The organism is Streptomyces sp. NPDC000941, from assembly GCF_053599555.1.
Map to the genome: position 1 here is coordinate 1 of NZ_JBSFMM010000173.1, position 24,032 is coordinate 24,032.

Genomic DNA, 24,032 nt, shown 5'->3' on the forward strand with positions numbered 1-24,032 from the left:
ACAACACACACAAGAACCCGCCGGCCCCCGGGGGGGGGGGCCCCCGGGCTCGACGTCAGGTGTTCGGCTTCCGAGCCGGAGCCTCAGCCGTTGGCCAGGGTGCGGTCCAGGAGGGGGAGCAGTCGGTCCCAGTGGCGCTGCAGCCCGGAGGCGCTGAAAGCGTCGGTGTCGGACATGGTGAAGCCGTGGACGGTGCCGGGGTAGATCTCGGAGGTGTAGCCGACACCCGCGGCATCGAGGGCCTGGTTGAGCTCGCCGAGGGCTTCGGGTGTCATGTCGCCTTCGGCGTGGCCGAGGTGGATCTGGGCGGTGAGCTTGGAGAAGAGGTCGGGCCCGTCGGCGCCCACGGGACCGTGGAATGCGGCGACGGCGGCCACTCGGCCGGGGTGGGCCGCGGCGGTGCGCATCGCCAGGAGGCCGCCTATGCAGTAGCCGGTCACCGCGACCGGCCCGGCGGCGACTTCGGGCTGGGTAGTGAGGAAGCTGAGATAGGCGTCGGCGTCGCTCAGGACACGTTCGGCGGTGTGCGCCTCGATCAAGGGCATCAGTTGGGCGAAGACCGCGGGCCGGGTCTCTTCTCCGATGTGCTCGGGAAGTTCGATCACCGGTGCCGGACCGTGCCGGTAGAAGAAGTTGGGGACGAGCACGTAGTAGCCGTGCCCGGCCAGTTCGCGGGCCATCTCCCGCAGCACGGGCCGGATGCCGAAGCCGTCCGCGTACATCAGCACCCCAGGGTGCCGCTCGCCGCCGTCGGGGAATGCGGCGAAAGCGTCGGCCTGACCGTCAGGGGTGGGAATCTGCAGTGTCTTGGTGGGAATGACGGATCTTCCTTCCGGGAGTTCGCACGACTGGCGTTAGTGGAACTAACGAGGTCGGCGCGAGCGAACGTACATCGTTAGTCGGGCTAACGCAATCGATAGGATCGGCGCCATGACCAGAGCCGAAGCCCCGGACTTGCTCGACGATGGCGCGCCCAGGACGCCCGACAGACTGCGTCGACGGGCGAGCCGCCTGCTGTCACAGCTGTCCACGCGCTCGGACCGGCTGATCAACGAAGGGCTGGCCCAGGCCGACGCCCGCAAGTGGCACTACGCCGTGCTGGCCTCACTGCAGGATCACGGGCCCGGCAGCCAGGCCACGCTGAGCAGACGCACCGGCATCTACCGCAGCGACATGGTCGGCGTGCTCAACGAACTGGCCGAGCGCCACCTCGTCGAACGGGCCCCGGACCCCGACGACCAGCGCCGCAACATCATCACGATCTCCCCCCAGGGCCGCCGTCACCTACGCCGCCTCGACAAGGTCCTGGACGACCTCCACGACGAACTGCTCGCGCCGCTGAGTCTGGCCGAACGCGACCAGTTCGTGCAGTTGCTCACCCGCTTGCTGGACCACCACACCCGGACCTCCTGACCTCGCGTGGTGGCATCCGCCATCAACTCTGCCCGGGGGCGCTTGCGCGGCCCAGGCATCCGCTCGGTCAGGAATGGTTCCCGTCCTGGCCCTTGACGGGAAGTGAGGGTCACGCCAGAGTGCGTTCATGCGTATTACTAATGCGCATTAACGGATCGCTGAGCGAGGGGACGCCAGGGGTGGATCAGCCGAAGAAGCGGGCGAAACCGGGACGGAACCCGGCGTCCGCGAGCCGTACCTCACGGCCGCGGCAGGCGGAGGTGGCCGGGCTCGCCGGGGTGTCCCAGGCGACGGTGTCATTGGTCCTGTCGGCGCGCGGCGACGGCAGAGCGGCGGCGATCTCCGAGGAGACACGGCAGCGCGTCCTCGACGCGGCCCGCAGTCTCGGCTACGTGCCGGACCCGGCAGCCCGGCGGCTGGCGGCGGCCCGCAACAACCTGCTCGGCGTCTTCAGCTTCACCGCCACTTTCCCGACCGACGTACAGCACTCGTACTACCCGTTCCTGGTCGGTGTGGAGCAGGAAGCGGCGGCCCAGGGCTACGACCTGGTGCTGTTCACGGGGTCGAGCACCGGTGGCGCGAGCGCCGTCGGGCCGGAGGCGCTGAGCCGGGTGCGGCTGGCCGACGGGTGCCTCTTCCTCGGCCGGCACGTACCGCGTGCCGAACTGAAGCGGCTCGTCGCCGACGGGTTTCCGGTGGTGCATCTGGGCCGCCGCGAGGAGCTGGAGGGGCTGGCCTGGGTCGGCGCCGACTATGTCAGCGCCAGCCGTGAAGTGGTGGGACATCTGGCCGAGTTGGGGCACCGCCGGATCGTGCTCGTACGGGAGGACGACGACGCGCCCCCGTCCACGGACCGTCAGCAGGGCTTCCTCGACGGCCTGGCGACGGCGGGCGTCGAGGGCGAGCCCGGGGCGGTGCTGCGCTGCGCCGATCCGATGCGTGAGCTGACGGCACAGCGGGTGCGGACCCTGGTCGCGGACGGGGTGACCGCGTTCGTGGCCGAGGAGACGGACACGGGGGCGGCGTGGCGGGCGCTGAGCACCGCCGTCAGGGATGCCGGACTCAGCTGCCCGGGCGACGTCTCGCTGGGGCTGCTCGGGAGCCCACCCGCCGACCTCGCCGCCCGGCCCGTGCCGATGGGGTTCGACATCCCCCGGCACCGGCTCGGCGCCGCGGCCGTCCGGCTGCTCGCCGCGCTCGTGGCGGGCGAGGAGGCGCGGGAGCCGTTGGTGGCCTGCGAGTTCCGCGCCGGCGAGACGGCGGGCCCGCCCATCCCGCCACCGTAGCGACCGACTCCGGGGCAGCCGAACGAAGTTCAGGCGCGATCACAAGGAGCACTGTGGTATCTCAGCCGGACATCCTGATCGTCGGTGGCGGCCTCGGCGGGGTCGCCGCCGCGCTCGCCGCCTGCCGGGCGGGCCGACGCGTCGTGCTGACCGAGGAGACCGACTGGATCGGTGGACAGCTGACGGCGCAGGCGGTGCCGCCGGACGAGCACCCGTGGGTGGAGCGGTTCGGCACGACGGCGACGTATCGGGCCTTGCGCGAAGGCATCCGGGCCTACTACCGGCAGTGGTATCCGCTGCGGGGCGAAGCGCTCGGGCTCACCGAGCTCAATCCGGGCGCCGGGCGGGTCAGCAAACTGTGCCACGAGCCGCGTGTCGCGCTCGCCGTCCTGGAGGCGATGCTCGCACCGCACCGGGCGTCCGGGCTGCTGACCGTACTGACCGAGCACCGGGCCGTCTCCGCAGAGCACGACAACGATGCCATCACGGCCGTCACCGTACGGGATCTGCGCGGCGGCACCCTGCGCACCTTCGCCGCGCCCTACGTCATCGACGCCACCGAGACCGGTGAGCTGCTCGAACTGGCGGGTGTGGAGCATGCGAGCGGGGCCGAGGGGCACGCCGAGTTCGAAGAGCCGCACGCCCCCGCCCAGGCGGAGCCCGGCAACCAGCAGGGCATCACGGTGTGCTTCGCGCTCTCGCACCACGAGGGCGAGAACCACACGATCGACCGGCCCGAGACTTTCGACTTCTGGCGCGCGTACCGCCCCGACTTCTGGCCGGGGCCGCTGCTCGGGTTCCAGGCTCCCGACCCGCGCACCCTGGAGCCTGTCCCCCGCTCGTTCGTGCCCAACCCCGAGCTGGATCCGCTGGCCGTCAGCGCGGACCAGAGCGCGGACGCCGGGGACAAGGAGCTGTGGGGTTTCCGCCGGATCCTGGCCCGCAAGCTGCACCGGCCCGGAGCCTTCGACTCGGACATCACGCTGGTCAACTGGCCGCTGAACGACTACTGGCTGAAGCCCTATATCGGCCGGCAGGCCGAGGCGCTGCGCGAGGCACGGCAGTTGTCGCTGTCCGTCCTGTACTGGCTGCAGACCGAGGCACCGCGGGCGGACGGCGGCACCGGGTTCCAGGGCTTGCGCATCCGCCCCGATGTGACGGGCACGGCGGACGGTCTCGCCAAGGCGGCGTACGTACGCGAGTCGCGGCGCATCAAGGCGGTGACGACCGTCGTGGAGCAGGACGTCGCCATCGACGTCGTGGGACCGTACGGCACCAAGCACTACCGGGACTCGGTCGGCGTCGGGGGCTACCGCATCGATCTGCACCCCTCGACCGGTGGCGACACCTACATCGACATCGGATCGGTGCCGTTCGAGATCCCGCTGGGGGCACTGGTGCCGCGCCGGGTGCGGAATCTACTGCCCGCCGGCAAGAACATCGGCACGACGCACATCACCAACGGCTGCTACCGCCTGCACCCCGTGGAATGGAACGTCGGCGAGGTCGCGGGGGCGCTTGCCGCGCACTGCCTGGCCGAGGACGTGGCGCCGCACCAGGTGCAGGCGGAGGACAAGCGGTTCGAGGAGTTCGGGCGGGTGCTGGACCGGGCGGGTGTGCAAAGGCGCTGGCCCGACGTCCGCGGTTACTGACCGGTCCGGCTACTGACCGGCCCCCTTCAGCCCCCCTTCAGCACCCATACGTACGTCAACGCACAAGGAGGTGCCTGACATGCCCCCTGACCGTCGCGTCCGCGTCGGAATCGACGTGGGCGGCACGTTCACGGACGCCGTGGCCGTCGATGCCGCAACACTCGAACTGGTGGGCCAGGTGAAAGTGCCCACCAGCCACCACCATGAGGACGGTGTCGCGCACGGCATCGTCCAGGCGCTCGACCGTCTCCTCGAACAGGTCGGGCGCACCCCGGCCGAGGTCACGTTCCTGGCGCATGGCACGACCCAGGCCACGAACGCGCTCCTGGAAGGCGATGTGGCGACGGTCGGGCTCATCGGGATCGGCACGGGTGCGGGTGCCGTGTTCACCCGGCGCCTCGCCACGTTCGGGAAGCTCGAACTCGCCCCGGGCAAACTGCTTCCGCTGGTGTACGCGCATGTGGCGGACCCGTTCGACAGCGATGCGGTACGGGCCGCCGTGACCCACGTACAAGAGGCGGGCGCTCAAGTCCTCGTCGCCAGCGAGCCGTTCGGGGTCGACCGGCCCGAAGGGGAGCAGGCCGTGCTCGCCGCGGCGCGACCCACGGGGCTGCCGGTCGCCGCGGCACACGAGATCACCTCGCTGTACGGGCTGCACAAGCGGACCCGTACCGCCGTGGTCAACGCGGCGATCCTGCCGCGCATGCTGGCCACGGCCGATCTCGTCGACTCCTCCATCACGAAGGCCGGGGTCACGGCACCGCTGATGGTGATGCGGTGCGACGGCGGTGTCATGTCGCTGGACGAGATGCGGCGCCGCCCGCTGCTGACGGTCCTGTCGGGGCCGGCGGCGGGTGTGGCGGGCGCGCTGATGCAGGAGCGGATCAGCGAGGGAGTGTTCCTGGAGACAGGTGGCACATCGACGGACATCAGCGTGGTGCGACGCGGCAAGGTGGCCGTGCGGCACGCGACGATCCTCGGTAAGGCGTCGTATCTCAACGCCCTGGATGTGCGCACCGTCGGCGTCGGTGGCGGGTCCATGGTGCGTGTCTCCGGCGGAAAGGTCACGGGCGTCGGTCCACGCAGCGCGCATATCGCCGGGCTTCGCTACGCCTGTTTCGCCTCGCTCGACGAGCTGCGGGACGCGAAGGTCACCACGGTGCGGCCGATGGACGGCGACCCCGACGACTATCTGGTCCTGGACGCGGCGGGCGGCCGGTTCGCCGTGACGATGACGTGCGCGGCGAACGCGCTCGGCCGGGTCCCCGAGGGCGACTTCGCGCGCTGCGACCCGGAGGTGGCACGGGCGGCGCTCGCCGAGCCGGCCGCCATGCTCGGCATGGACGTGGCGGGCGCGGCGCGGGCCGTGCTGGACGCGGGGACCGCGTCGGTGAGGACGGTCGTGGACGCGATGATCCGCGACTACCGGCTGGACCGGGAGACCGCCGTCCTGGTGGGCGGGGGCGGCGGAGCGGCGGCGGTGACCCCGCACCTGGCCCGGGCCGCCGGTCTGGAAGGACGCATCGCCCGGCACAACGAGGTCATCAGCCCGATCGGGGTGGCGCTCGCGCTGGTCCGCGAACAGGTCGAGCGGATCATTCCCGGCGCCACCCAGGAGCAGATCCTCGCCGTGCGCGCCGAGGCCGAGCGCGCGGTCGTCGCGCAGGGCGCCGCGGCCGACGGTGTCGAGGTCGAGGTGACGGTCGACCCGCAGACCAGCACCGTACGGGCCGTCGCCACCGGCGCGACCGAGCTGCGCACACAGGACCGGGCGCACCGCGCCGATGACGCCGAGCGGCTGCGCGTGGCCGCCGCCAGCCTCAAGGCGCAGGAGACGCGGGTGAAGATCCTGGCCGGCACGGACGCGTACACGGTGTACGGCACGGAGGTGCGGCGCCGGCTGCGCGCACTGCGGCGGCCGGTGCGGGTCGTGGACGCGGACGGGGTGGTGCGGCTCGGGGTGTCCGACGCGCGGGTGGAGACGACGACCGTGGGCGCGGCCGGCGAGACGCTTGCCTCGCTGGTACGGGACGCCACCTCGTACGGCGACGGCGGGGTGCGGGCGCCCGCGGTGCGCCTGCTGGTGGGCGGCCGGATCGCGGATCTGTCCGGGGTGCTCGAACCCGGGGCGCTGCTCGCGCTGGCCCGCAGCGAGTTGCGTGCGCGCGCGGCCGACGAGCCGGTGGTCGCGGTTGTGGAGTCCCGCGCATGAGTGGCAACCAAGGCAAGGATCACAGCCCCAACCACGGCCACGACGGCGACCACGACCTGGACCTCGCCGTGCGGCTTCTCGCGGGGACGCCCACGCATGAGGGTCGCGATCCCCTGCTCCTGCGCCGATGGGCCGAGGCGGCCGAGGAGTTCGGACGCCGGATGACCCCCGATCCGGCGCCGGTCCGAGTGGTCGAGCGGGACGGCGGGCTCGCCGCCGGGCTGCTGGCCCGGTACCGGTCGCGGCCGCCGGTGGTCGAGGTGTACGTCGACACGGTCGACCTCGCCGAACGGCTCGTCGTCCAGCACGGCTGGCGGCACTGGTTCCCCGCGGGGTCGGTGCTGGCCGCGGCCCTCGCCCATGAGCAGGCGCACGCCTGGCTCCATCACGCGCACGTCCGGGCCGAGTTCAAGCGGGCGCTCGGCCACACCGCGCTGCGGCTCGGGCGGCGCCGTCTTTACGCACATGTCGCGGGCGCCGACGAACTCGCCGCGCACGCCTACGCCCGCGCCGCCTGCGGCCTGGGCCGCAGCCCCCTGCTGCTCACTGAGGCGCTGGCCGCCGCATGTTCCGCAAACCAGAGGTGTCCGAAAGCGAGAAGTGATCCATGGGTGTCGTGATTCTGCTCCTCATGGCGGCGGGTGTCGCCGCCATGCTCACCCGCAGGCTGCCCACCGCGTTCGCGTTGGTGCTGCTCGCCGTGGCGATCGCGTTCGCCGCGGGCGCGCCGCTGACCGGCAAGAACAGCGTGCTCGACACGGTGCTCCAGGAGGGCGCGCCCGCGCTGGCAGCCACGATGATCGCGATCCTGCTCGGTTCGTGGCTCGGCAAGCTCCTGGAGGAAACCGGCATCGCGGCCACCCTGGTCCGTAAGATCGTCGAATTCGGCGGCGACCGGCCGGTGTTCGTGGGGCTCGGCGTCCTCGCGGTGTCGGCCCTCGTGGGTACGGTGACGGGTTCCGCGCCCGCGGCGATGCTCGCCGGGCTCATCGGCATCCCGGCCATGATCGCGGTGGGCATCCCGAAGGTGACGGCCGCCGGCACGATCCTCATGGGCATCGCCGTGGGTATCCCGTTCGAGCTGCCGGTGTGGCAGTTCTTCTCCACGGCGCTGGAACTGCCCGTGGACACCGTGCGCGGCTTCATGCTAAAGCTGTTCCCGTTCGCGCTGGTGGCGGCGGTCGCGTACGTCCTGGTGGAGTCGCGGCGGCGGGGCGTGGAGCACACGTGGTCGCTCTCCTCGGTGCGGGGAGAGTCGAAGCCACGCAGCCGCCGCCAGCTGCTCGGGGACGCCCCGTGGTACGCGCTCCTCACACCCGTGGTGCCGCTCGTCCTGGCTCTCGGCTTCGAACTGGCCATCATCCCCTCACTGCTGGCAGGGGTGCTGTACGCGCTGGTGACGACCACGCCGCCGCGCGAGATGAACCGCCGCCTGCTGCGCACTCTGTACGGCGGCTTCGAGGTGGCGGCGGCTCCGATCACACTCTTCGTCGCGATCGGCATCCTGCTCGCCGCGGTGAAGCTGCCCGGCGCCGTCGACGCGCTGGAGCCGCTGGTCAAGGCGGTCAGCCCGCAGAACGCGGTGCTGTTCGTACTGGTCTTCACGCTCCTGGTGCCGCTGTGTCTGTACCGCGGCCCGCTGAATGTCTTCGGCCTCGGCGCCGGCATCGCGGGCGTCCTCATCGCCACCGGTATCTACCCGGCCACCGCCGTCCTCGGCATGGCCACCTCGTACAACCAGGTCTTCGGCGTCGCCGACCCGACCAGCACCCAGACGGTGTGGAGCGCCCAGTACGCGGGCGTCTCACCGCAGCAGGTGATGGTGCGGACACTGCCGTACGTATGGGCCGTGGCGCTCGGCGGCCTGTGCGTCACCGCCGCGACCCAGCTGTGACGCCCTGACGCCCTTCCGACAACAACCGACTTCAGGAGCGAGCCGACCATGCAAGAGCCACAGTCCGGCCCGGACCGTCGTATGTTTCTGCGCACGACCGCCGCCACTGGCGCCGCGCTCACCCTCGGCAGCCTGTCGACGCAGTCCGCGTCGGCCGCGCCCGGCGGCTTCCCCGACTACACGTACGTACGGACGCTGCTGACACCGTCGCAGCTGAAGTACAACCCGACGGGCGAGATCATCTTCCCGACCGTGCGCGGCGTCTACGACAAACTGGCCTCACCGCTCGGCCGCTACTACCTCTACTACGCGCCGCACGACGCGCCCGGCGGCATCTGCCTCGCCTACGGGAACTCGCTGGAGGGCCCGTTCACGGAGTACCCGGCGAACCCGATCGTGTCGAACAAGTGGGACCCACACTACTCGGTCAGCCATGTCTCCTCGCCGCATGTGCTGTGGAAGGAGGACATCAAGGAGTTCTGGCTGTACTTCCACGGCGAGAACACCACGACACGGCTCGCCCGCTCGAAGGACGGGATCCACTTCACCTACGACAAGGTGGTCCTGAACACGTCCATGATGCCCACCGGCACCACCGAGACGTCGTACGCCAGGGTCTTCCGGTACGACCTGCCCGCTCGCGGCGCCCGCTACGTGATGCTGTTCATGACCAACAACACCACCAACCACCGGGACATCGGCTGGGGCTGGTCCGCGGATGGCCGTAGCTGGACCTTCGCCCAGACGCCGCTGGTGCGCCACTCCGACGTCGGCGCAATCAACGTCGGCGGCCCCCACCTGCTCACGCGCAACGGCTCCGCGTACGTGGTCTACAACAAGGACAAGACGAGCGGCGGCGACATCATGATCACCGAGGTGGGGAAGGACTTCTCGCTCCGCAAGCACCTCGGCGTCTTCTACAACTCCCACTCATCGGCGCCCGAGAACGGCCGGGCGGCGGCCCCCTCCTTCGGCACGGACGGCGGAGTGCCGTACATGATCTACGAGGCGGGGGAACGGCTCAAAGGCGCGATCGCGGTGGCACGGGGCTAGCCCGGACCACCTCATGGCTGTGCGCTGTCCGCCGGACAGCGCACAGCCGACGTAGACTCGACGGCCGTGGCGGACACCCAGTACGAAGACCTGTTGCGGCTGGTGCTCACCTCCGGGACGGCCAAGGCCGACCGGACGGGCACCGGCACCCGAAGTGTGTTCGGGCACCAGCTGCGCTATGACCTCTCGCGGGGGTTCCCGCTGATCACCACCAAAAAGGTGCATCTCAGGTCCATCGTGTACGAACTGCTGTGGTTTCTGCGAGGCGACTCGAACGTCGGCTGGCTGCAGGAGCACGGCGTCACCATCTGGGACGAATGGGCCGACGCGAACGGCGAGCTCGGGCCGGTCTACGGCGCCCAGTGGCGCTCGTGGCCCGCTCCGGACGGCAGGCATATCGACCAGATCAGCCAGGTTCTCGACACGCTGCGCCGGGACCCGGACTCCCGCCGGATGATCGTCTCCGCCTGGAACGTCGCCGAGCTGCCCGAGATGGCTCTCGCGCCGTGTCACGCCCTCTTCCAGTTCTACGTCGCCGACGGCAAGCTCTCCTGCCAGCTGTACCAGCGCAGCGCGGACCTGTTCCTCGGCGTCCCGTTCAACATCGCCAGCTATGCCCTGCTCACCCACATGGTGGCGCAGCAGGCCGGCCTCGAACCGGGTGACTTCATCTGGACCGGCGGCGACTGCCATATCTACGACAATCACATCGAGCAGGTCACCGAGCAGCTTTCGCGCACCCCGTTCGACTTCCCCAGGCTGCGTCTGCGCCAAGCCGACTCGCTCTTCGCATACGCCTACGCCGATGTGGAAGTGCTCGACTACCGACACCACCCGGCTATCAAAGCCCCGGTCGCGGTGTAAGCAGCCGGCCATTGAAAGGCTGAAGGCCGTCCGCGGACAATCGGCATTGTCCGCCGTTCGCCCCTCCCCTGACCTGCGATGTTGCCACCCACACCGGGTGGCCAACCCCTCCGAGGCGCACCGTAGTAACGACAGGGTTATCGGAGCGACGATTCCGGGGGGGGCGGAATGTGGCTGAACGTGTCGAACGAGGAACTGCCCGCGGAGGAGCAGTTGCCCTTCTGGGGTGAGCTGGTCTCCCGTGAGCTGGCACCGCTCACCCTCAGCAGCGCGAACCCGGCGGGGGGCTTCCCCGCGTCGGCCTCGGTGCTGGACCTCGGCTCCGTACGGGTGGCCGCGTTCAACAGCCCGCCCGCGTATCTGAGACGCACCTGGGCAGACATCCGGCGGTCCGACCCGAGCACGTACCAGCTGACCTTCGTCTCCGGCACCCCGCTGTGGATCAGCCAGCGGCGCCAGGACTCCGGGCTGGTCCTCGGCGACATGGTGCTCTTCGACCTGTCGCATCCGTTCGAAGGCGCGGTGCCCGACAGAGGCCGCCACACCCAGGTGGTCATCATGCAGTTGCCACGCGAGGAGCTGCCGCTTCGGCCGGACAAGGTCCACCGGCTCCTCGCCCAGCCCTTGTCGGCCCGCACCGGCATGGGGGCGATTCTCGCCCGGTTCCTGACCACACTGGACGCCTACGGCCCCGACTGCGACCCGCGCGACCTGAGCCGATTAGGCGCGATGGCGCTCGACCTGGCGGGCGCCTGCCTGGCCCAGCACCTCGGAGCCTACGACGACCTTCCGGCCGATACCCGCCGGCAGGCCATGCTCGCCCGCGTCAACGCCTTCATCGACCACAACCTCGACGATCCGGACCTGGGACCGGCGGGCATCGCGGCACACCACCACATCTCCGTGCGCTCGCTGCACACCCTCTTCCGGCAGCAGGGAGAGACCGTGGCGGCCTCGATACGCCGGCGCCGCCTGGAACGCTGCCACGCCGACCTCACCGACCCCCGGCTGCGGCGGCGGTCGATCAGCGCCATCGCCGCCCGGTGGGGATTCGTACGCCCGGCGGACTTCAGCCGGGCGTTCCGCGCCGCGTACGGCGTGGCGCCCAGAGAGCTCCGGCGGACCGCACTGTCATGACGGGGCGCGACATGCCGCTTTCGGTGTAATGGGTCGGTTGGGCTGTTTGGTCGCGTCACCCTGTGAGGGTTGATCACGGCCGTGTCAGGAGACGGTGGGCGCGTGCCGGAGCCGGTGAAGGGCGTTGGGGGGCGAGGGAGGGCCGCCGGCACCTGGAGGGAGCGGTGCCGCAGACCAAGCGGCCGGGTGAGGAGGCTGAGGTCGACCATGGCAGGTGCAGGGGAGGAACCTGAACAGCCGTGCGTTCCCGACTTCGAGCCGCGGCTGGATGACCAGGTGGAGCAGATCGCCGCACAGCTGCGGGAACTGGCCACGGCCAAGGAGCGGCTGCAGGGCCTGCTGGAAGCGGTGCTGGCCATCAGCCAGGAGACGGATCTGTACGCGGTGCTGCACCGCGTCGTCACCACTGCCATGGACCTGGTCGGCGCCCGCTACGGAGCGCTGGGGGTGCTGGACGAGTCCGGTGAACAACTGGGCCAGTTCATCACGGCGGGCCTGTCGGCCTCCGAACGCGCCGACCTGGCCGACATCGAGTTTCCCCGCGGACTCGGCGTTCTCGGACACCTGATCCGCAACCCCGAGCCGCTGCTCGTCGACGACATCCCGTCCCACCCGGCCTCCGCCGGGTTCCCGCCCGGCCACCCCCGCCTGCGCACCCTGCTCGGCGTCGCCATCAGCGTCCGCGGCCAGATCTACGGCGACATCTACCTGTCCGAACGGCGTGACGGGCGACCCTTCGACCATGACGACGCGGACATCGTCGTCGCCCTGGCCGGCGCCGCCGGCATCACCATCGAGAACGTCCGCCTCTTCGAACACCTCCGCGACAGCGCCGAACACTTCCAGCGCCTCCTGCTGCCCACCCTGCCCGACCTGCACCCCTTCACCGGCGCCGCCACCTATCGGCCCGCCCCCACCCCCGGCCGCCTCGGCGGGGACTGGTACGACGCCCTCTGGCTGCCCGACAACACCTGTGCCGTCGTCATCGGCGACGTCGTCGGCCACGATCTGCGCGCGGCCGCCGCCATGGCCCAGGCGCGCAGCATGCTGCGCGCCCTGCTCTACGACCGCCTCACCCCGCCCAGCTCCGTCCTGCACCAGCTCGACCGCACCCTGCACGCCATCACCGACCTGCCCGTCACCACCGCCTGCCTGGCCCGCATCGAACCTGCGGACGGCGGCTGGAGGCTGCACTGGAGCAGCGCAGGCCACCTCCCCCCGCTGCTGATCAGCCCTGACAGGCGGGCGAAATACCTCCACGCCGAGCCCGGCCTGCCACTTGCGGTGAACACCGCACAGCACCGCCCCGACCACACCCACCCCCTGCCGCCGGGCGCCACCGTGGTCTTCTACACCGACGGGCTCATCGAAGACCCCGCCCGCACCGTCGACGAGGGCCTGGCCGAACTTGCCCACCTCGCCACCGCCCACGCCGATCTGCCACTGCAGGACTTCGTGGACACCTTGGCCGACCACCACCCCAGCGACGGCCACGACGATATGGCCGTCTTCGCCCTCCGTACCCCGCGCTCCGCACCCCGCACCACCGACGCCGAGTAGGCCAAGCGTCGCCGCGGCTACTCGAACCGCGCAGTTTCGCCCGCCCCTCGGCGCACGATCTCGGCTTCGCCGCTGGAGAAGTCGATGACCGTGGTCGGCTCGGTGCCGCAGTCTCCCGAGTCGACCACGGCGTCCACCACGTGGTCGAGCCGGTCCTTGATCTCCCAGCCCTGCGTCATCGGCTCGTCCTCGCCGGGCAGGAGCAACGTACTGGACAGCAGAGGCTCACCGAGCTCGGCGAGCAAGGCCTGGGCAACGACGTGGTCGGGAATCCGGACGCCGACCGTCTTTTTCTTCGGGTGCGGCAGCTGGCGCGGTACCTCCTTCGTCGCGGGGAGGATGAAGGTGTAGCTGCCGGGCGTCGCCGCTTTGATCGCGCGGAACACGTCCTTGTCGATGTGCACGAACTGACCCAGTTGCGCGAAGTTCTGACACACCAAGGTGAAGTGGTGACGGTCGTCGAGGTCCCGGATCGACCGGATCCGGCCGATGCCCTCACGATTGCCCATCAGGCATCCCAGTGCGAAACAGGAGTCAGTCGGATACGCGACAAGCGCGCCGGAGCGGATCCTGTCGGCCACATTGCCGATGGTGCGCGCTTGAGGATTCTCGGGATGCACGTCGAAATACTTCGCCATCCGCCGAGCCTACGTCACAGAGTGGCGGTGTCCAGGACGAGGCGGTAGCGGACGTCGGCTGCGTCCAGTCGTTTGAAGGCGGTGTTCATCTGGTCGGCGGTGATGATCTCGGTCTCGGCCGTGATGTTGTTCGCGGCGCAGAATTCCAGCATGGCCCGGGTTTCCTGGAAGCTGCCGATCGATGTGCCCGCAAGTCGTCGGCGGCCGCTGATCAGCTGTCCCACGGGTACGGTCAGCGGCTCGCTCGGCGCGCCGGCCATGACCAAGGTGCCGTCCACATCCAGCAGGGCAAGCAGCGGTGCCATGTCCGTGACCGCCGAGACGGTCGAGATGATCAGATCGAAGGCGCCGCTCGGTGCGTCCGCGACGGTGGAGTAGGCGGTGGCGCCGAACCGTCTGCCGTCGTCCGCGTTGGCCAGGCTCCGGCTGAGCACGGTGACCTGCCCGCGCACATAAGCGGCGCCGCCGCGGCCATGTCCAGGCCCGGTGGGAGGCTGTGGACGACGTCCTGATCGACAACGATTCGCTCGCTGAACCCGCCCGCGTCCGGCGGGGTCCCGCCGCCCGCGCAGTACTGTTCCCGGCCCGCCCAGCAGTTCACGCAGGATCCGCACCATCCGAGCAGCATCCCGACCGCGACCCGGTCACCGACGGCGTTCGCGGTGACATCCGCGCCGGCCGCGGACACGATGCCGGTGATCTCGTGGCCCGGCACCATGGGAAACGTCGAGAATCCCCAGTCGTCGCGGGCCATGTGCACATCGGAGTGGCAGATTCCGACGTAGTCGACGTCAATGGCCACGTCGGTCGAACCGGGCTCGCGAAGGCTCAAGACCGCTTCTGGACAGCCGGGTACACGGCCACATCGATCAACGATCTGCTCGATGCGACCGGTCTCAGCCGCGGCAGCCTGTACGGCGCCTTCGGCGACAAGCACCAGCTGTTTCTCCGTGCTCTCGACGCCTACTGCGCGGGTACCGTCGCCGCCGTCCGCGCCGACCTCGACGGCGACGAGCCCGGAGCCGCCACCCGGCTCGCCACCCACATGCGCCACGTCGCCGACAGCTGCGGCAACAGCACCCGCGGCTGCTTCCTGGCCAAGTCCACCGCCGAACTCGCCGCATCGGACCCCGAGGTCGCGCTGCGCGCCGAGCGCGCCAGGTCGCCGACCACTCCGTCGCATTCCTCGTAGCAGGCCGCGGAGACAAGCAATCTGCAACAGCACCTTCGTATTATTGTTCGCCTGTCCAACCGCCTTCAGCGGCGCCAAGCTGACTATCTCTCAGGGAGCGCCGACCGATGCCGATCGCGGAACTGAGCGGCGCTGTCCAGTACGTGATGGATCTCCTGGGCATCTTCGCCTTCGCCCTCTCCGGGGCGTTCCTCGCGGTGCGCAAGGACTTCGACATCTTCGGGACGGTGATCCTCAGCGAGGCGGCGGGCCTCGGCGGCGGCGTCTTCCGTGACCTGGTGCTCGGGGTCACCCCGTCGCCTTCACCGATCTCGGCTACTTCTTCGCGCCCTGTGTCGCGGCGGTGACCAGCGCCGTCGGCGGTGGCGTGCTCGCCCAGCTCCTCGCCCTCGAACAGCCGACGCTGCTCCGCTGGAACCGCGATCTGTACGCGCTGCCCGCCCTCGCCGGCGCGACCCTGGCCGCTCTGCTGTACAAGACCGAAGTGCTGAACGCCGCCACCGCCATCGGCACCTCGCTGTTCGCCTTCGGACTACGGCTCCTCGCCCTACGCTACAACTGGCGAACCCCGCGCTCCCACTTCTGGCGCAATCCGTTCGCAGGCATGCGGCAACAGCCGGCGACGGCGAAACCAGGCCCGGACTCCGCAGCGGCATCGTCCATAGACGACGACACGGTCAGGCTGCACTCCCGCAAGGGCGATACGAGCACGCAGCCCCTCTCGGCAACCGAAACGGTCAGACTGCCGCATATCGATGCGGAGGCGCACGCCCGTCCCGGGGACCGTGTCCTGCCCCTGGCAGAGGCCCCGGGCCCCGCCCCGGACCCACGGCTCGTCCTCCGTCGGTCCTCGCAACAAGACCAGAGGGAACGGGACCAGCCCCCACAGGGTCAGTAGACCGTGTGGGGGCCGCAGCTCAGCAGCGACGCGTGGCCGTCATGACTCGCCCTTGGACATCAGCCGCCACTCGTGGTCGTCAGTGGGAGAGCACTTGTAGATGCCCAGACGTGCGTCGTTGCCGCCGAAGTCGGGCTTCTCGCCCCACACTTCCAGGCACCGCTGATCGCTGGCGTAGTTGTGGATCCAGAACGTCCGGTTGCCGCCCAGGTTCTCGACCCACCACAGCTGGTTGTCATCGAGCGTGCGGTTGCAGTAGGTCTGGTTGAGCCCGGTCCTGCTCGGCTGGCTGCCGCGGCCGGGCAGGTCCAGGCACAGGCCGCTCTTCCTGTTCTTGATCACGACGAGATTGCGGCCCTGGGGTCCCTTGCCCTTCTGGGCCAGGACGAAGTCCCAGACCTGGTTGTCCGCGTCCCAGTCGTTCAGGCAGTCGTGCTGCAGGACCGCGCCGTCGAGCTTGCCCTTGCCCATGCCGGGCAGGTCCGCGCACCGGCCGGTCGTGACGTTCTTGAGCTGGAAGTTCGTACGCTGGTCCGGGGCGAGCAAATAGGGCTTGCTGGCCGGCACCACCTTCTTTGCCCGGGACTTCGGCTGCTCGCTGCTCGGCTCGGACTCAGGCTCAGGCCGGGACTTCGGCTGCTCGCTGCTCGGCTCGGACCGGGGCTTGGCCGCCGGCGAAGGGGACTTGCTCTCCTTGGTGGGGGACGGGGCGGGCGACTGGGCGGTGTACGTACCGGGGCCCTTCTCCTCGCCCTTCGGGACCGTCATACCCGAGGTGGGCTCGGGCGCCGCCTCGGTCTTGTCATCGTCGTCATCGGCCCCGAAGGCCAGGAACGGCAGGGATATCAACAGCGCGCCCGCGATGGCGGCGGCGGCGAGCAGCGCCTTGGTGGGACGGCCCGAGGGGGGCTCGTCCTCCTCGCCGACCCCGGTGTCGGCGCCCGGGGGGTAATCGCCCTCGGCGGACGCCATGCCGTCGGCGGATCCGTGCCCGTCCGCGTGGCCGTCGGCCTCGGCGGGCGGTACGTCCGGGGCCGCCGGAGTGTCCGGCGTCCCGGCCGCGGACGCCGCCGTGGTCCCGGTGGACTCCGCGGTGGCCCCGGCCGCGCCCGGCGTCACGGACTCAACGGACTCAACGGACTCACCAGACTCACCAGCCGACGCGGACTCCTTCAGCGAGACCTTCGGCTGCTCGGCGGTGCCCGTCTCGGCCGCGGCGCCCACGGCACCGGCAGCACCGGGCTCCGTACGCTCCGCACCCAGCGGTGTCAGCGCGGAGGGATCCGGCGTACCGGCGGTACCCGACAGGGTGACGGCGCGGCGCACCGCGGGCCCCTTGGGGTTCGTTGGTTCCTGACTTGGCATCATGTCTCCTTGTATCCGTTCGTGTTATCCATGCGTGGCAGCCGGCCGGTGGCGGCGCAGGGCCTCGTCCAGCCGGTCGAGTGCGGCGCGGTCGTGGTCATCGAGCCGCGCGTCCTGCGGTACCGCCCCGGCGGCGGACGGGGAGGACGCGGTGGTGGGTACTTCTCGCAGCAGCACCAGCGGGGCGCCGTCGGTCTCGCGGACATCGAGCACCCGGAGCAGCGTCCCGGGGGCGAAGACGACCTCGTCCCCGCCGGGTGCGGAGCCGGGGCGGCCGGTCAGCTGGCGCGTGCGGCGCGCGGTGACCGACCAGATGACGTACTGCGCGCCGGCAGGGTGCGGCGCCCCGGCCGCCGGCGGCAGCGCGCACACCGGCGCCGGGTCGCGCAGCAGGGTTCCGGGGACCAGCCCGCCGTCCGCCTCGTGGGTACGGCTGCACGCCAGGCCCCGGTACGACGGCAGGCGCCGCAGCGCGGAGGCCACACAGGCGGCGTACGGCAGCAGCCGCTCGTCGCCCGTACGCATGCCGCGGGCGAGCGCGGCATGGCTCAGCGGCGCCGCCGGGGTGTCCGGAGCATCCGGGGCGTCGGGGCCGTATGAAATGTCCAGGTACATGTGGAGCGCGATCAGGTCGATGCGCGCCGCCTCCTGTTCCGGCCCGCGCAGCGCGGGCATCCGGGTGAGGGCGCGGGTGACCGCGGCGCTGTGCCGCTCCCACACCGCGTCCGCGAGCGCCCTGAAGGCGGTCCGCTCGGCCTCCGTACTGACATGCCCCGGCAGGAACGGAACCGGCGGCAACGGGCGGAGGGGCACGGACGGCGTACGAGCGGCCGGGGGCTCGGGGGCCGGGGGCTCGGGGGCCGCGGGAGTCGTGGGCCCGGGCGCCGTGGTCGACGGAGGCGCCTGCGTGGACTGCGACACCGTGGTGGACCGCGGGGCCGCCGGGGGTACGGGGGCCGCCGGTGGCTCGACAAGCGCCGGTGGCTCCGAGGACTCCGGGCTCGCCGGCGGGGTCCGCGTGGCCGGGGTCGCGGGGGTGTTCCGCGTCGCCTGGGGGGCCTGGCCCTGGGATGGGCGCGACACCGGGGTACCCGGTTGGGCGGGCCGACGGGTCAGGGGGGATGCCGACGGGGCGCTGTCCCCGTCTCCGGCACCGTCGGGCGGGCTCTGCGACCGGAGCAGGGCCAGCATGGCGTCCAGTTCCATCGGGGGTGGGGGCGTGCCGCTCCCCGTCCGCAAGGGGCCTCCCGCTCCCGGGGGTTCGGGCCGCTCGGGGTCCCGTGCGCGGCCGGAGCCCGGCGGCCTGCTCGGGCCCGGGCCGCCCGCTCGCAGCCTGGAGGACTCCGGCCCGGGCCCTGCCCCTGCCCCTGCCCCGGATGCGGCGGACGCGGCAGGCTCGCCGGGCACGGCGGAGGTGTCGTGCGCGGCCGGGGCCGCGACCGGGGCCGACGCCGTGCTGACCATCGACGGTCGCGTCAGTGGGAGCACGGGACGCGGATCCTCGGTGGTTTCCGGCGGCGTGGCTTCGGGGAGCGTTCCCAGGGACATCGGATCGCGCTCGTGGTCCGGCTCAGGCTCCGCCTCCGCGGCCGGGGCGGACGCGACCGGCGCCGGGCCGGGCTCCGTCGGCGCCTGGGCGGACTCGGCCGGGGCGGGACGCCGCGCCTCGGGCCTGGCGGGCGCGAGGCCGGCCCCGAAGCGGAGCGTGCGCAGGCCGTGTTCCGCGGCTGCGCGGCGCAGTTCGCGGCCACCGTCCGCGCACGTACCGAGCACGAACAGCCTGGCCCTGCCGCACACGTCGGCGCCGAGTCCGCCGAGCAGTTTGGCCAGCACGGGGTACAGCGTCGCGTCGATCGGCTGCCCGGGATGGCCCAGTTCGATCGCGGGTCCTTCGGGGTCCACCGCGCGGGTGGTGGCCGGTGGCGGCTCGCTCTCGGTGTCGGTGATCCACAGGCCCGCCCGGGTGACCGTGACCCGCCACCGATCGGAGAGGCGTATGGCACCGTGTTCCGCGCTGCCACGGCCCGGAACGGGCGGACTCCAGCGCAACAGACGGGGGCTCGGGGCGGTCTCGCCCTCGCGCGCCGGGGCGCACACCACGGCGTCCACGAACGACTGCCAACGAGGCGCGCCATCGGCGCCGACGAGCACGGACCGCACCGTGCCGGGCTCGGTCGGGCTGCCGTAGGACATCAGCGGCATGCCGGTGCGGACGACGAGTTCGACGCCGAGCGAGTCGGCGACCGACTGGCTGGTGCGCAGGATGTCCCGGGGGCCGCCGGGAGCGAGCCGGACGCGGGGCCTGACCGCCTCGGGGAGGGCGGTGAGGAGTTCGGTGAGGTCGCCCGCCGGGACGTCCTCGTCCTGTGGCGCGCCCAGCAGCACGGTGGGGCCGCGCGGGTCGGCCGGTACGGCGTAGCAGAGGTCGTCGGGGCGGGGCGGGTTCGCGTCCCGGGACCGGACCAGCACGCCCGCCGGGATCTGCTCGACGGCGTATCCGCCGGAGGTGCCGACCGGCAGGTGCTCGACCGCGGGCTGCCACGCGGGGGCCGGCTGGCGCGAGCCGATCCGCACCGGTTCCGCCCCCGGCGCGAAGCGCCACCATCCGCCGCGCTCGCCGCCGCGCTCGCCGCCCCGGCCCGAGCGCCGCTCCGGTACGAACAGACTGCCGCCGGGCACCACGAGGGCGACGCCGTCGGGGGCGATCACCTCGAGCTCCCAGGCGTCGGCGATCCGGCGGGCCACGGCGGGCTCGTCCGGCCGGTCGTCGCCCGCTGCCGCCAGAACCAGCCGGACCACTCCGACGCCGTCCGAGCGGAGCGAGTCGAGCACCCCGCGGAGCCGCGGCCACAGCTCACCGGCCGACGACGCGTCGGCCCCGGCGACCACCGTCACGGTGCGCTCCGGGTCGGCGGAGAGGGCCCGGGCCAGGTCGGCGACATCGGAGGTGGACAGCGTGTCGTCCGCCGGGGAGCGGAGCAGCATGACGCCGTCGTACTCCTCGACGAGCAGCGCCCCGCCCCGTCCGCGGCCCTCAGGACGCTCCAGCGTGTCCAGCGTGGTGACGGGCGCGGACGGCGCGGGGTCGGTGGCGGGCCCGGTACGGGCTCGGGCGCCCCGCCCGCTGAACCAGCGCGCTCTGGCGCCCCCGGGACGGCTCACGCCCGTCCTCCTCGTTCTTCCCGGGCACCGGCCGATGTGGCTTCGGCCTGATCCGCTTCGGCCCGTTCGCCCCCGTCCGTCTCCTGCGTCGGGGGCTCCTCCGCCGGGGCGCTTTCCACGGCCGCCAGCGCCGCCACCAGCTTGTCCGTGACCAGCACCATGCTCACCGCGGCGGAGCTGTTGACGGACACGTTGTGGCCCTCGGGGATCCGGTCGAGGACGTCGGCGATCCGCACCCGCTCGAACCCCAGCGGGCCGGTCTTGTGAAGGTGGCGCGCCGAGGTGTAGATCGGGACCACTGCCGTGCCGTCGGCCGCCGACGCGCTCACCGGCCGGCCGTCCGCCGTGACCAGCATCGCCAGTTCGGCCTTGGCCAGGGCGGCGGTGACGTCGTCCGCCGGGCCGTAGCCGGTGGTGGCGAGCTGGACGGCGCGGTCCACGTCGTCGGTGGGCTCGGGCCATCCCCGCGCCCCCGGCGATGGCACGTAGTCCTCGTTGGCCTGCCACTCGACGATCTCGCCGTTGTCGTCGGAGCGCCACTGGCCGACCACCGCGAACTCGGGCGGCGGGGCCTCCCCGCGCCAGGTGGGGTCGGTCAGGTAGAGCCAGTGGTTCGGCGCCGCCTTGGCCGCCTGGACGAACTCCTCGGGCGGCGCGGGGTCCACCGCGGGAGCGGTGGCTGGGGCTTCACCGCTGGTGGCGGGGGTGGTGGCCTCGCCGTTGGACTCACTCATTGTGTCCTCGCTTACTGTCGTGCTGTTCTGACGCCCGCGTGGGCGTCCCTTCACCGGTCTGAGCTGTCATCGCCGTCATCGCTCTCCGATCCCTCCTCAGCCGCGTCGTCCAGTTCGGCGAACAGCGCCAGGGCGTGCTCGTCGGGGAAGAGCCCGTCGCGCGCGACGTGGGCCCGCAACTCCTCCTCGGTCAGCGGATAGACGTTCCGGTACCGGTACCGGTCGTCCACGTAGTCCGGGACCCCCGGGTGGGCGACCTCGTCCAGGACTAGCTGGGCACCCGCCATCACCTCGTGGAAGCTATGGTCGCCCACGTACGCCATGGTGCTGACCAGCCCGGCCCTGATCAGGCCGAGGTCCACGGGGAAGTTCGCGAGGTTCGACAGCCGGGCGACGAGCGTCAAGATGAAGTGGGTGCTCCCCGAGGTGCCGGTCAGCACCAGACCGCCGCTCTCCTGGGAACGCTGCTGGAGTCCGGCGGACATCGGCAGCTCCTCGGACAGCCCGGCGGGCATCCAGAGCAGTTTCCCGTCACTGGCCCTGACCGCGATCAGCCGTTCGTCCTGGCTCAGCGGGGGCCGGACGTCCTCCGGCCGCAGCGGCGTTCGCAACACCGTCATCAGGTCCTCCACCTCTTCCGCTATGACCGCATCGTCAATGCCCAGCGCGCGGAGTTCCTCTGTCCTCTGCTTGTAGCGCGTGTACGCCTCGGTCTTCCGCCGGTCGTCGCGCTCCCCCATGACCACGGGATGCCTGCGCACCCGGCCCCCCGTGAGGTCGGGAAGGAGCCCGTTGGCCGCCCCGGCGAAGAGGAAGTCCGCCCTCTCGCGCAGATTCCCCGATTCCACGACTCTCTGGAGGCTTTCGAAGGACGTCCCCACCGCGCCGTTCTCCGACGGCAGTTCGCTGCCGAACTTCCGGTAGTCCATCCCGTTGTGCAGGACAAGGGCCCAGAACGCCTCCACCACCCTCGCGAACTCCGCGTTGATCCGCTCGTCGGCCGCCAGGTACGTGGCCAGCCGCTCCTCGTAGTCGAGGGCCTCCTCGGCGTAGCGGATACGCGCCATGTCCCAGGGCGACGCGGGGGGTGCCCCGGACAGCGCGGACTCCTCGGACTCCTCGGGCGCGGAAGGCACCCCGTCGTCCAGGAGCGACGCGGGGTCCGGGAACGACGCCGGGTCCGGGGACAACACGAGCGGCGCCACAGGGGCGGTCGTCGCCTCCGGCTTCTCACCCGGCGGTGTGGCGGAGGAGGCGGCAGCGAGCCCTGACGGAGCTGCCGAGCCCAGAGCCGTCGGTCCGGTCGTCGTGGCCGTGGTGGGCGGAGCCGCCGTGGGGGCAGCAGGCCCGGGGGGCCCGGAGCGCGGGTACGGCCGTGGGATGGGGCGCGGGGCGTTGGGGACAGGCGGCTGCGGGACCTCCACCTCCGCCTTCCGCCAGACGGCGTCGGAGGCGGCGAGCACGGTGAGCACCGACCGGTTCTGATCATCCTTGCCGGACAGGTCCGTCGGGGTGTCGGTCCAACCCACTTCACGGCCCAGACGCTGCGCCAGCCGCCTGGCCACCTCGCCGATGCCGGGAGCCGGCCAGGCGTGCGACAAGACGATGAGAGTGTCCTCTTCCTTGTCGGTCAAGGTGAGGTCGTTCGCCATCAGCTCCAGGAACTCACGGACCGGCATCTGGAGCACACTATCGCCGATGATCAGCAGGATGCTGTCCGGATCCAGCTCGTCCAGTTCGATCCGCACCAGGTAGGGGGCCGGCTCGGTCGCCTGCTGGTTCGGGCCCTGGTGCCGCCACGGCGCGTCCTTCAGACCGCCGGGCGCAAGGATCTGCGCCAGGTTCACCACCCCTGACCGCGGCTGCCCCGTGAAGTCAAGACCGCTCCCCCGGGCCCCGTCCTGGACCGTGTCCAAGCCGGTGCCCGTGAACGCCCCGTACTCCTCCTCCAGGGCGTATGCGGCCGCCACGTCCGGGTCGGACGCGTCCCGCCCCACCACGAACGCCTGGGTGAGCCTGACCCGCAGGCGCTCGCGATGGTGCGGCTCAACGTCGTGGTTCGGGTCCAGGTGGAGCACCCGCACGGCCAGCTTGTCCACTTTATCCATATCCATGCCGGGTGCGCTCAGCAGATCCACGGTCTTCACCCACGCCCAGAACATCCGCGACCGCTCCACCTCGCCCAACTGCTGATCCGGGCCGGACAGCTTCAGGGCGTCGACGGCCTCGGACTGCGCACCACCCCCGTTCAGCCACCCCGCGGCCAGCCGCACCACCGGCAGGTCCACGAAGTCCCGGAACGGCACCCCCGCCTTCCCCGCCTTCGCCGCCGCGGCGAGCACCCGGCGAACGACGTCCTGATCCACCATGACCCCGGGCCCGGCATGTGCCACGATCACCTGCCGCAGCAGATCCAGCATCAGCGGACCCGCCTGCTTGAAGTCGTCGTCCGCCAGCCACATCGAATCCACCGCCGCCACCCCCCGCAGCAGCTCCCCGAAGTCGGCACGGTCCTGCGCATAGACCCCGAACATCGACTTCAGCGCCCGCAACCCATACAGCGTCCGCTCCAGCACCTCCGCCGGCACCGCACCAGGCCGCGAGTGCAACTCGGCCACCCGCGCCAGCCACTCCAACTCCGCGTCCTCCGGCTCCATCCGCAGCAGATCCCACTCCCGAGTCCGCCCCTGGGGATCGGCGAACAGGGCCCGCACGTACTTGCCGTTCTCCTTCCCAAACCCCTGCGGGCCGTAGGAGACACGCGCCCAGCACCGCGCCCCGTTCACGATGCGCTGCCCCACAGACACCACCCGCAACGGATCGGCCACGAACACCTCGGGAGCGAAGTAGCCCCTGGCGGCGGGGCCCGGCCTGTTGCTGTCCTTGGGGGACCCGATCCAGCAGCAGGAGATGTCCAGCCAGCGGTCCTTGGGCAGCCGGGACATCAGCCACGTCACCCACGCCACCGCCTC

General features: G+C 71.5%; 19 protein-coding genes and 1 pseudogene. 12 read left to right on the forward strand and 8 right to left on the reverse strand.

The genetic code is table 11. The annotated features are described in order from the left end of the window. Positions 1–83: 83 nt before the first annotated feature. On the reverse strand, positions 84–818 hold the full coding sequence (locus ACWDSL_RS38600) for a dienelactone hydrolase family protein (protein ID WP_450492644.1): 735 nt from the start codon (positions 816–818) through the stop codon (positions 84–86). 112 nt (positions 819–930) lie between these two features. Between ACWDSL_RS38600 and ACWDSL_RS38605 the strand changes: the two genes are divergently transcribed. The 10 genes from ACWDSL_RS38605 to ACWDSL_RS38650 all read left to right on the forward strand — a co-directional run bounded on the left by ACWDSL_RS38605 (position 931) and on the right by ACWDSL_RS38650 (position 13,071). Continuing rightward, a complete protein-coding gene (locus tag ACWDSL_RS38605) occupies positions 931–1,413 on the forward strand; it encodes a MarR family winged helix-turn-helix transcriptional regulator (protein ID WP_450492626.1) in 483 nt (160 codons plus the stop codon). A 179-nt stretch (positions 1,414–1,592) separates the two neighbouring features. Continuing rightward, positions 1,593–2,699: a LacI family DNA-binding transcriptional regulator gene (locus ACWDSL_RS38610; RefSeq protein ID WP_450492627.1), complete on the forward strand. Its 1,107-nt coding sequence runs from the start codon at positions 1,593–1,595 to the stop codon at positions 2,697–2,699. 53 nt (positions 2,700–2,752) lie between these two features. Further along, entirely contained in the window at positions 2,753–4,351 is a 1,599-nt protein-coding gene (locus ACWDSL_RS38615; RefSeq protein WP_450492628.1) for an FAD-dependent oxidoreductase, read from the forward strand. A 79-nt stretch (positions 4,352–4,430) separates the two neighbouring features. Beyond that, positions 4,431–6,563 carry a hydantoinase/oxoprolinase family protein gene (locus tag ACWDSL_RS38620; protein ID WP_450492629.1) on the forward strand — a complete coding sequence of 711 codons (2,133 nt, stop codon included), beginning with the start codon at positions 4,431–4,433 and terminating at the stop codon, positions 6,561–6,563. After that, the gene (locus ACWDSL_RS38625; protein ID WP_450492630.1) at positions 6,560–7,183 is read left to right on the forward strand and encodes a hypothetical protein; all 624 of its coding nucleotides are present in this window, start codon (positions 6,560–6,562) and stop codon (positions 7,181–7,183) included. Before ACWDSL_RS38620 ends, ACWDSL_RS38625 begins: the two co-directional genes overlap by 4 nt. After that, the gene (locus tag ACWDSL_RS38630) at positions 7,171–8,457 is read left to right on the forward strand and encodes a TRAP transporter large permease subunit (protein WP_450492631.1); all 1,287 of its coding nucleotides are present in this window, start codon (positions 7,171–7,173) and stop codon (positions 8,455–8,457) included. Before ACWDSL_RS38625 ends, ACWDSL_RS38630 begins: the two co-directional genes overlap by 13 nt. A 48-nt stretch (positions 8,458–8,505) precedes the next feature. Continuing rightward, a complete protein-coding gene (locus ACWDSL_RS38635; protein ID WP_450492632.1) occupies positions 8,506–9,510 on the forward strand; it encodes a hypothetical protein in 1,005 nt (334 codons plus the stop codon). Positions 9,511–9,576: 66 nt separating this feature from the next. Next, the gene (locus ACWDSL_RS38640; protein ID WP_450492633.1) at positions 9,577–10,374 is read left to right on the forward strand and encodes a thymidylate synthase; all 798 of its coding nucleotides are present in this window, start codon (positions 9,577–9,579) and stop codon (positions 10,372–10,374) included. A gap of 180 nt (positions 10,375–10,554) precedes the next feature. After that, positions 10,555–11,511 (forward strand): helix-turn-helix domain-containing protein, encoded by a 957-nt coding sequence (locus tag ACWDSL_RS38645; protein WP_450492634.1) that lies wholly within the window; start codon positions 10,555–10,557, stop codon positions 11,509–11,511. Between the two features lie 207 nt (positions 11,512–11,718). Continuing rightward, a complete protein-coding gene (locus ACWDSL_RS38650) occupies positions 11,719–13,071 on the forward strand; it encodes a PP2C family protein-serine/threonine phosphatase (protein ID WP_450492635.1) in 1,353 nt (450 codons plus the stop codon). A gap of 17 nt (positions 13,072–13,088) precedes the next feature. On the opposite strand, the gene ACWDSL_RS38655 is transcribed toward ACWDSL_RS38650, so the two are convergent. Genes ACWDSL_RS38655 through ACWDSL_RS38665 form a run of 3 tightly spaced genes read right to left on the reverse strand, consistent with a single transcriptional unit; the run spans position 13,089 to position 14,463 of the window. Beyond that, positions 13,089–13,709, reverse strand: coding sequence for an L-threonylcarbamoyladenylate synthase (locus tag ACWDSL_RS38655; RefSeq protein ID WP_450492636.1), 621 nt, complete (start codon positions 13,707–13,709; stop codon positions 13,089–13,091). 14 nt (positions 13,710–13,723) lie between these two features. Beyond that, entirely contained in the window at positions 13,724–14,143 is a 420-nt protein-coding gene (locus tag ACWDSL_RS38660; protein WP_450492637.1) for a zinc-binding dehydrogenase, read from the reverse strand. Next, on the reverse strand, positions 14,044–14,463 hold the full coding sequence (locus ACWDSL_RS38665) for an alcohol dehydrogenase catalytic domain-containing protein (protein WP_450492638.1): 420 nt from the start codon (positions 14,461–14,463) through the stop codon (positions 14,044–14,046). Before ACWDSL_RS38665 ends, ACWDSL_RS38660 begins: the two co-directional genes overlap by 100 nt. Before the next feature lie 12 nt (positions 14,464–14,475). Between ACWDSL_RS38665 and ACWDSL_RS38670 the strand changes: the two genes are divergently transcribed. Together ACWDSL_RS38670 and ACWDSL_RS38675 are read left to right on the forward strand one after the other, a co-directional pair. Beyond that, positions 14,476–14,901: a TetR/AcrR family transcriptional regulator gene (locus ACWDSL_RS38670; protein ID WP_450492639.1), complete on the forward strand. Its 426-nt coding sequence runs from the start codon at positions 14,476–14,478 to the stop codon at positions 14,899–14,901. Positions 14,902–15,008: 107 nt separating this feature from the next. Beyond that, positions 15,009–15,478: pseudogene (locus ACWDSL_RS38675) on the forward strand (trimeric intracellular cation channel family protein); the annotation flags it as partial. A gap of 360 nt (positions 15,479–15,838) precedes the next feature. Here the strand turns inward: ACWDSL_RS38675 and ACWDSL_RS38680 are convergent. The 4 genes from ACWDSL_RS38680 to ACWDSL_RS38695 all read right to left on the reverse strand — a co-directional run. Continuing rightward, the gene (locus ACWDSL_RS38680) at positions 15,839–17,167 is read right to left on the reverse strand and encodes an RICIN domain-containing protein (RefSeq protein ID WP_450492640.1); all 1,329 of its coding nucleotides are present in this window, start codon (positions 17,165–17,167) and stop codon (positions 15,839–15,841) included. Between the two features lie 21 nt (positions 17,168–17,188). Beyond that, complete coding sequence (locus tag ACWDSL_RS38685; protein WP_450492641.1) at positions 17,189–20,326, reverse strand: hypothetical protein; 3,138 nt, start codon at positions 20,324–20,326, stop codon at positions 17,189–17,191. After that, positions 20,323–21,060 carry a type VII secretion system-associated protein gene (locus tag ACWDSL_RS38690; protein WP_450492642.1) on the reverse strand — a complete coding sequence of 246 codons (738 nt, stop codon included), beginning with the start codon at positions 21,058–21,060 and terminating at the stop codon, positions 20,323–20,325. Before ACWDSL_RS38690 ends, ACWDSL_RS38685 begins: the two co-directional genes overlap by 4 nt. 50 nt (positions 21,061–21,110) lie before the next feature. Further along, positions 21,111–24,032: lonely Cys domain-containing protein (locus tag ACWDSL_RS38695; protein ID WP_450492643.1), on the reverse strand; the 2,922-nt coding region annotated here is incomplete at its 5' end.

Excerpts from the sequence above, each read along its gene's own strand:
- ACWDSL_RS38635 (WP_450492632.1), top strand. The coding sequence starts at position 8,506 with ATGCAAGAGCCACAGTCCGGCCCGGACCGTCGTATGTTTCTGCGCACG.
- ACWDSL_RS38630 (WP_450492631.1), top strand. The coding sequence starts at position 7,171 with ATGGGTGTCGTGATTCTGCTCCTCATGGCGGCGGGTGTCGCCGCCATG.
- ACWDSL_RS38605 (WP_450492626.1), top strand. The coding sequence starts at position 931 with ATGACCAGAGCCGAAGCCCCGGACTTGCTCGACGATGGCGCGCCCAGG.
- ACWDSL_RS38665 (WP_450492638.1), bottom strand. The coding sequence starts at position 14,463 with ATGGCCCGCGACGACTGGGGATTCTCGACGTTTCCCATGGTGCCGGGC.
- ACWDSL_RS38680 (WP_450492640.1), bottom strand. The coding sequence starts at position 17,167 with ATGATGCCAAGTCAGGAACCAACGAACCCCAAGGGGCCCGCGGTGCGC.
- ACWDSL_RS38650 (WP_450492635.1), top strand. The coding sequence starts at position 11,719 with ATGGCAGGTGCAGGGGAGGAACCTGAACAGCCGTGCGTTCCCGACTTC.
- ACWDSL_RS38690 (WP_450492642.1), bottom strand. The coding sequence starts at position 21,060 with ATGAGTGAGTCCAACGGCGAGGCCACCACCCCCGCCACCAGCGGTGAA.
- ACWDSL_RS38625 (WP_450492630.1), top strand. The coding sequence starts at position 6,560 with ATGAGTGGCAACCAAGGCAAGGATCACAGCCCCAACCACGGCCACGAC.
- ACWDSL_RS38620 (WP_450492629.1), top strand. The coding sequence starts at position 4,431 with ATGCCCCCTGACCGTCGCGTCCGCGTCGGAATCGACGTGGGCGGCACG.
- ACWDSL_RS38655 (WP_450492636.1), bottom strand. The coding sequence starts at position 13,709 with ATGGCGAAGTATTTCGACGTGCATCCCGAGAATCCTCAAGCGCGCACC.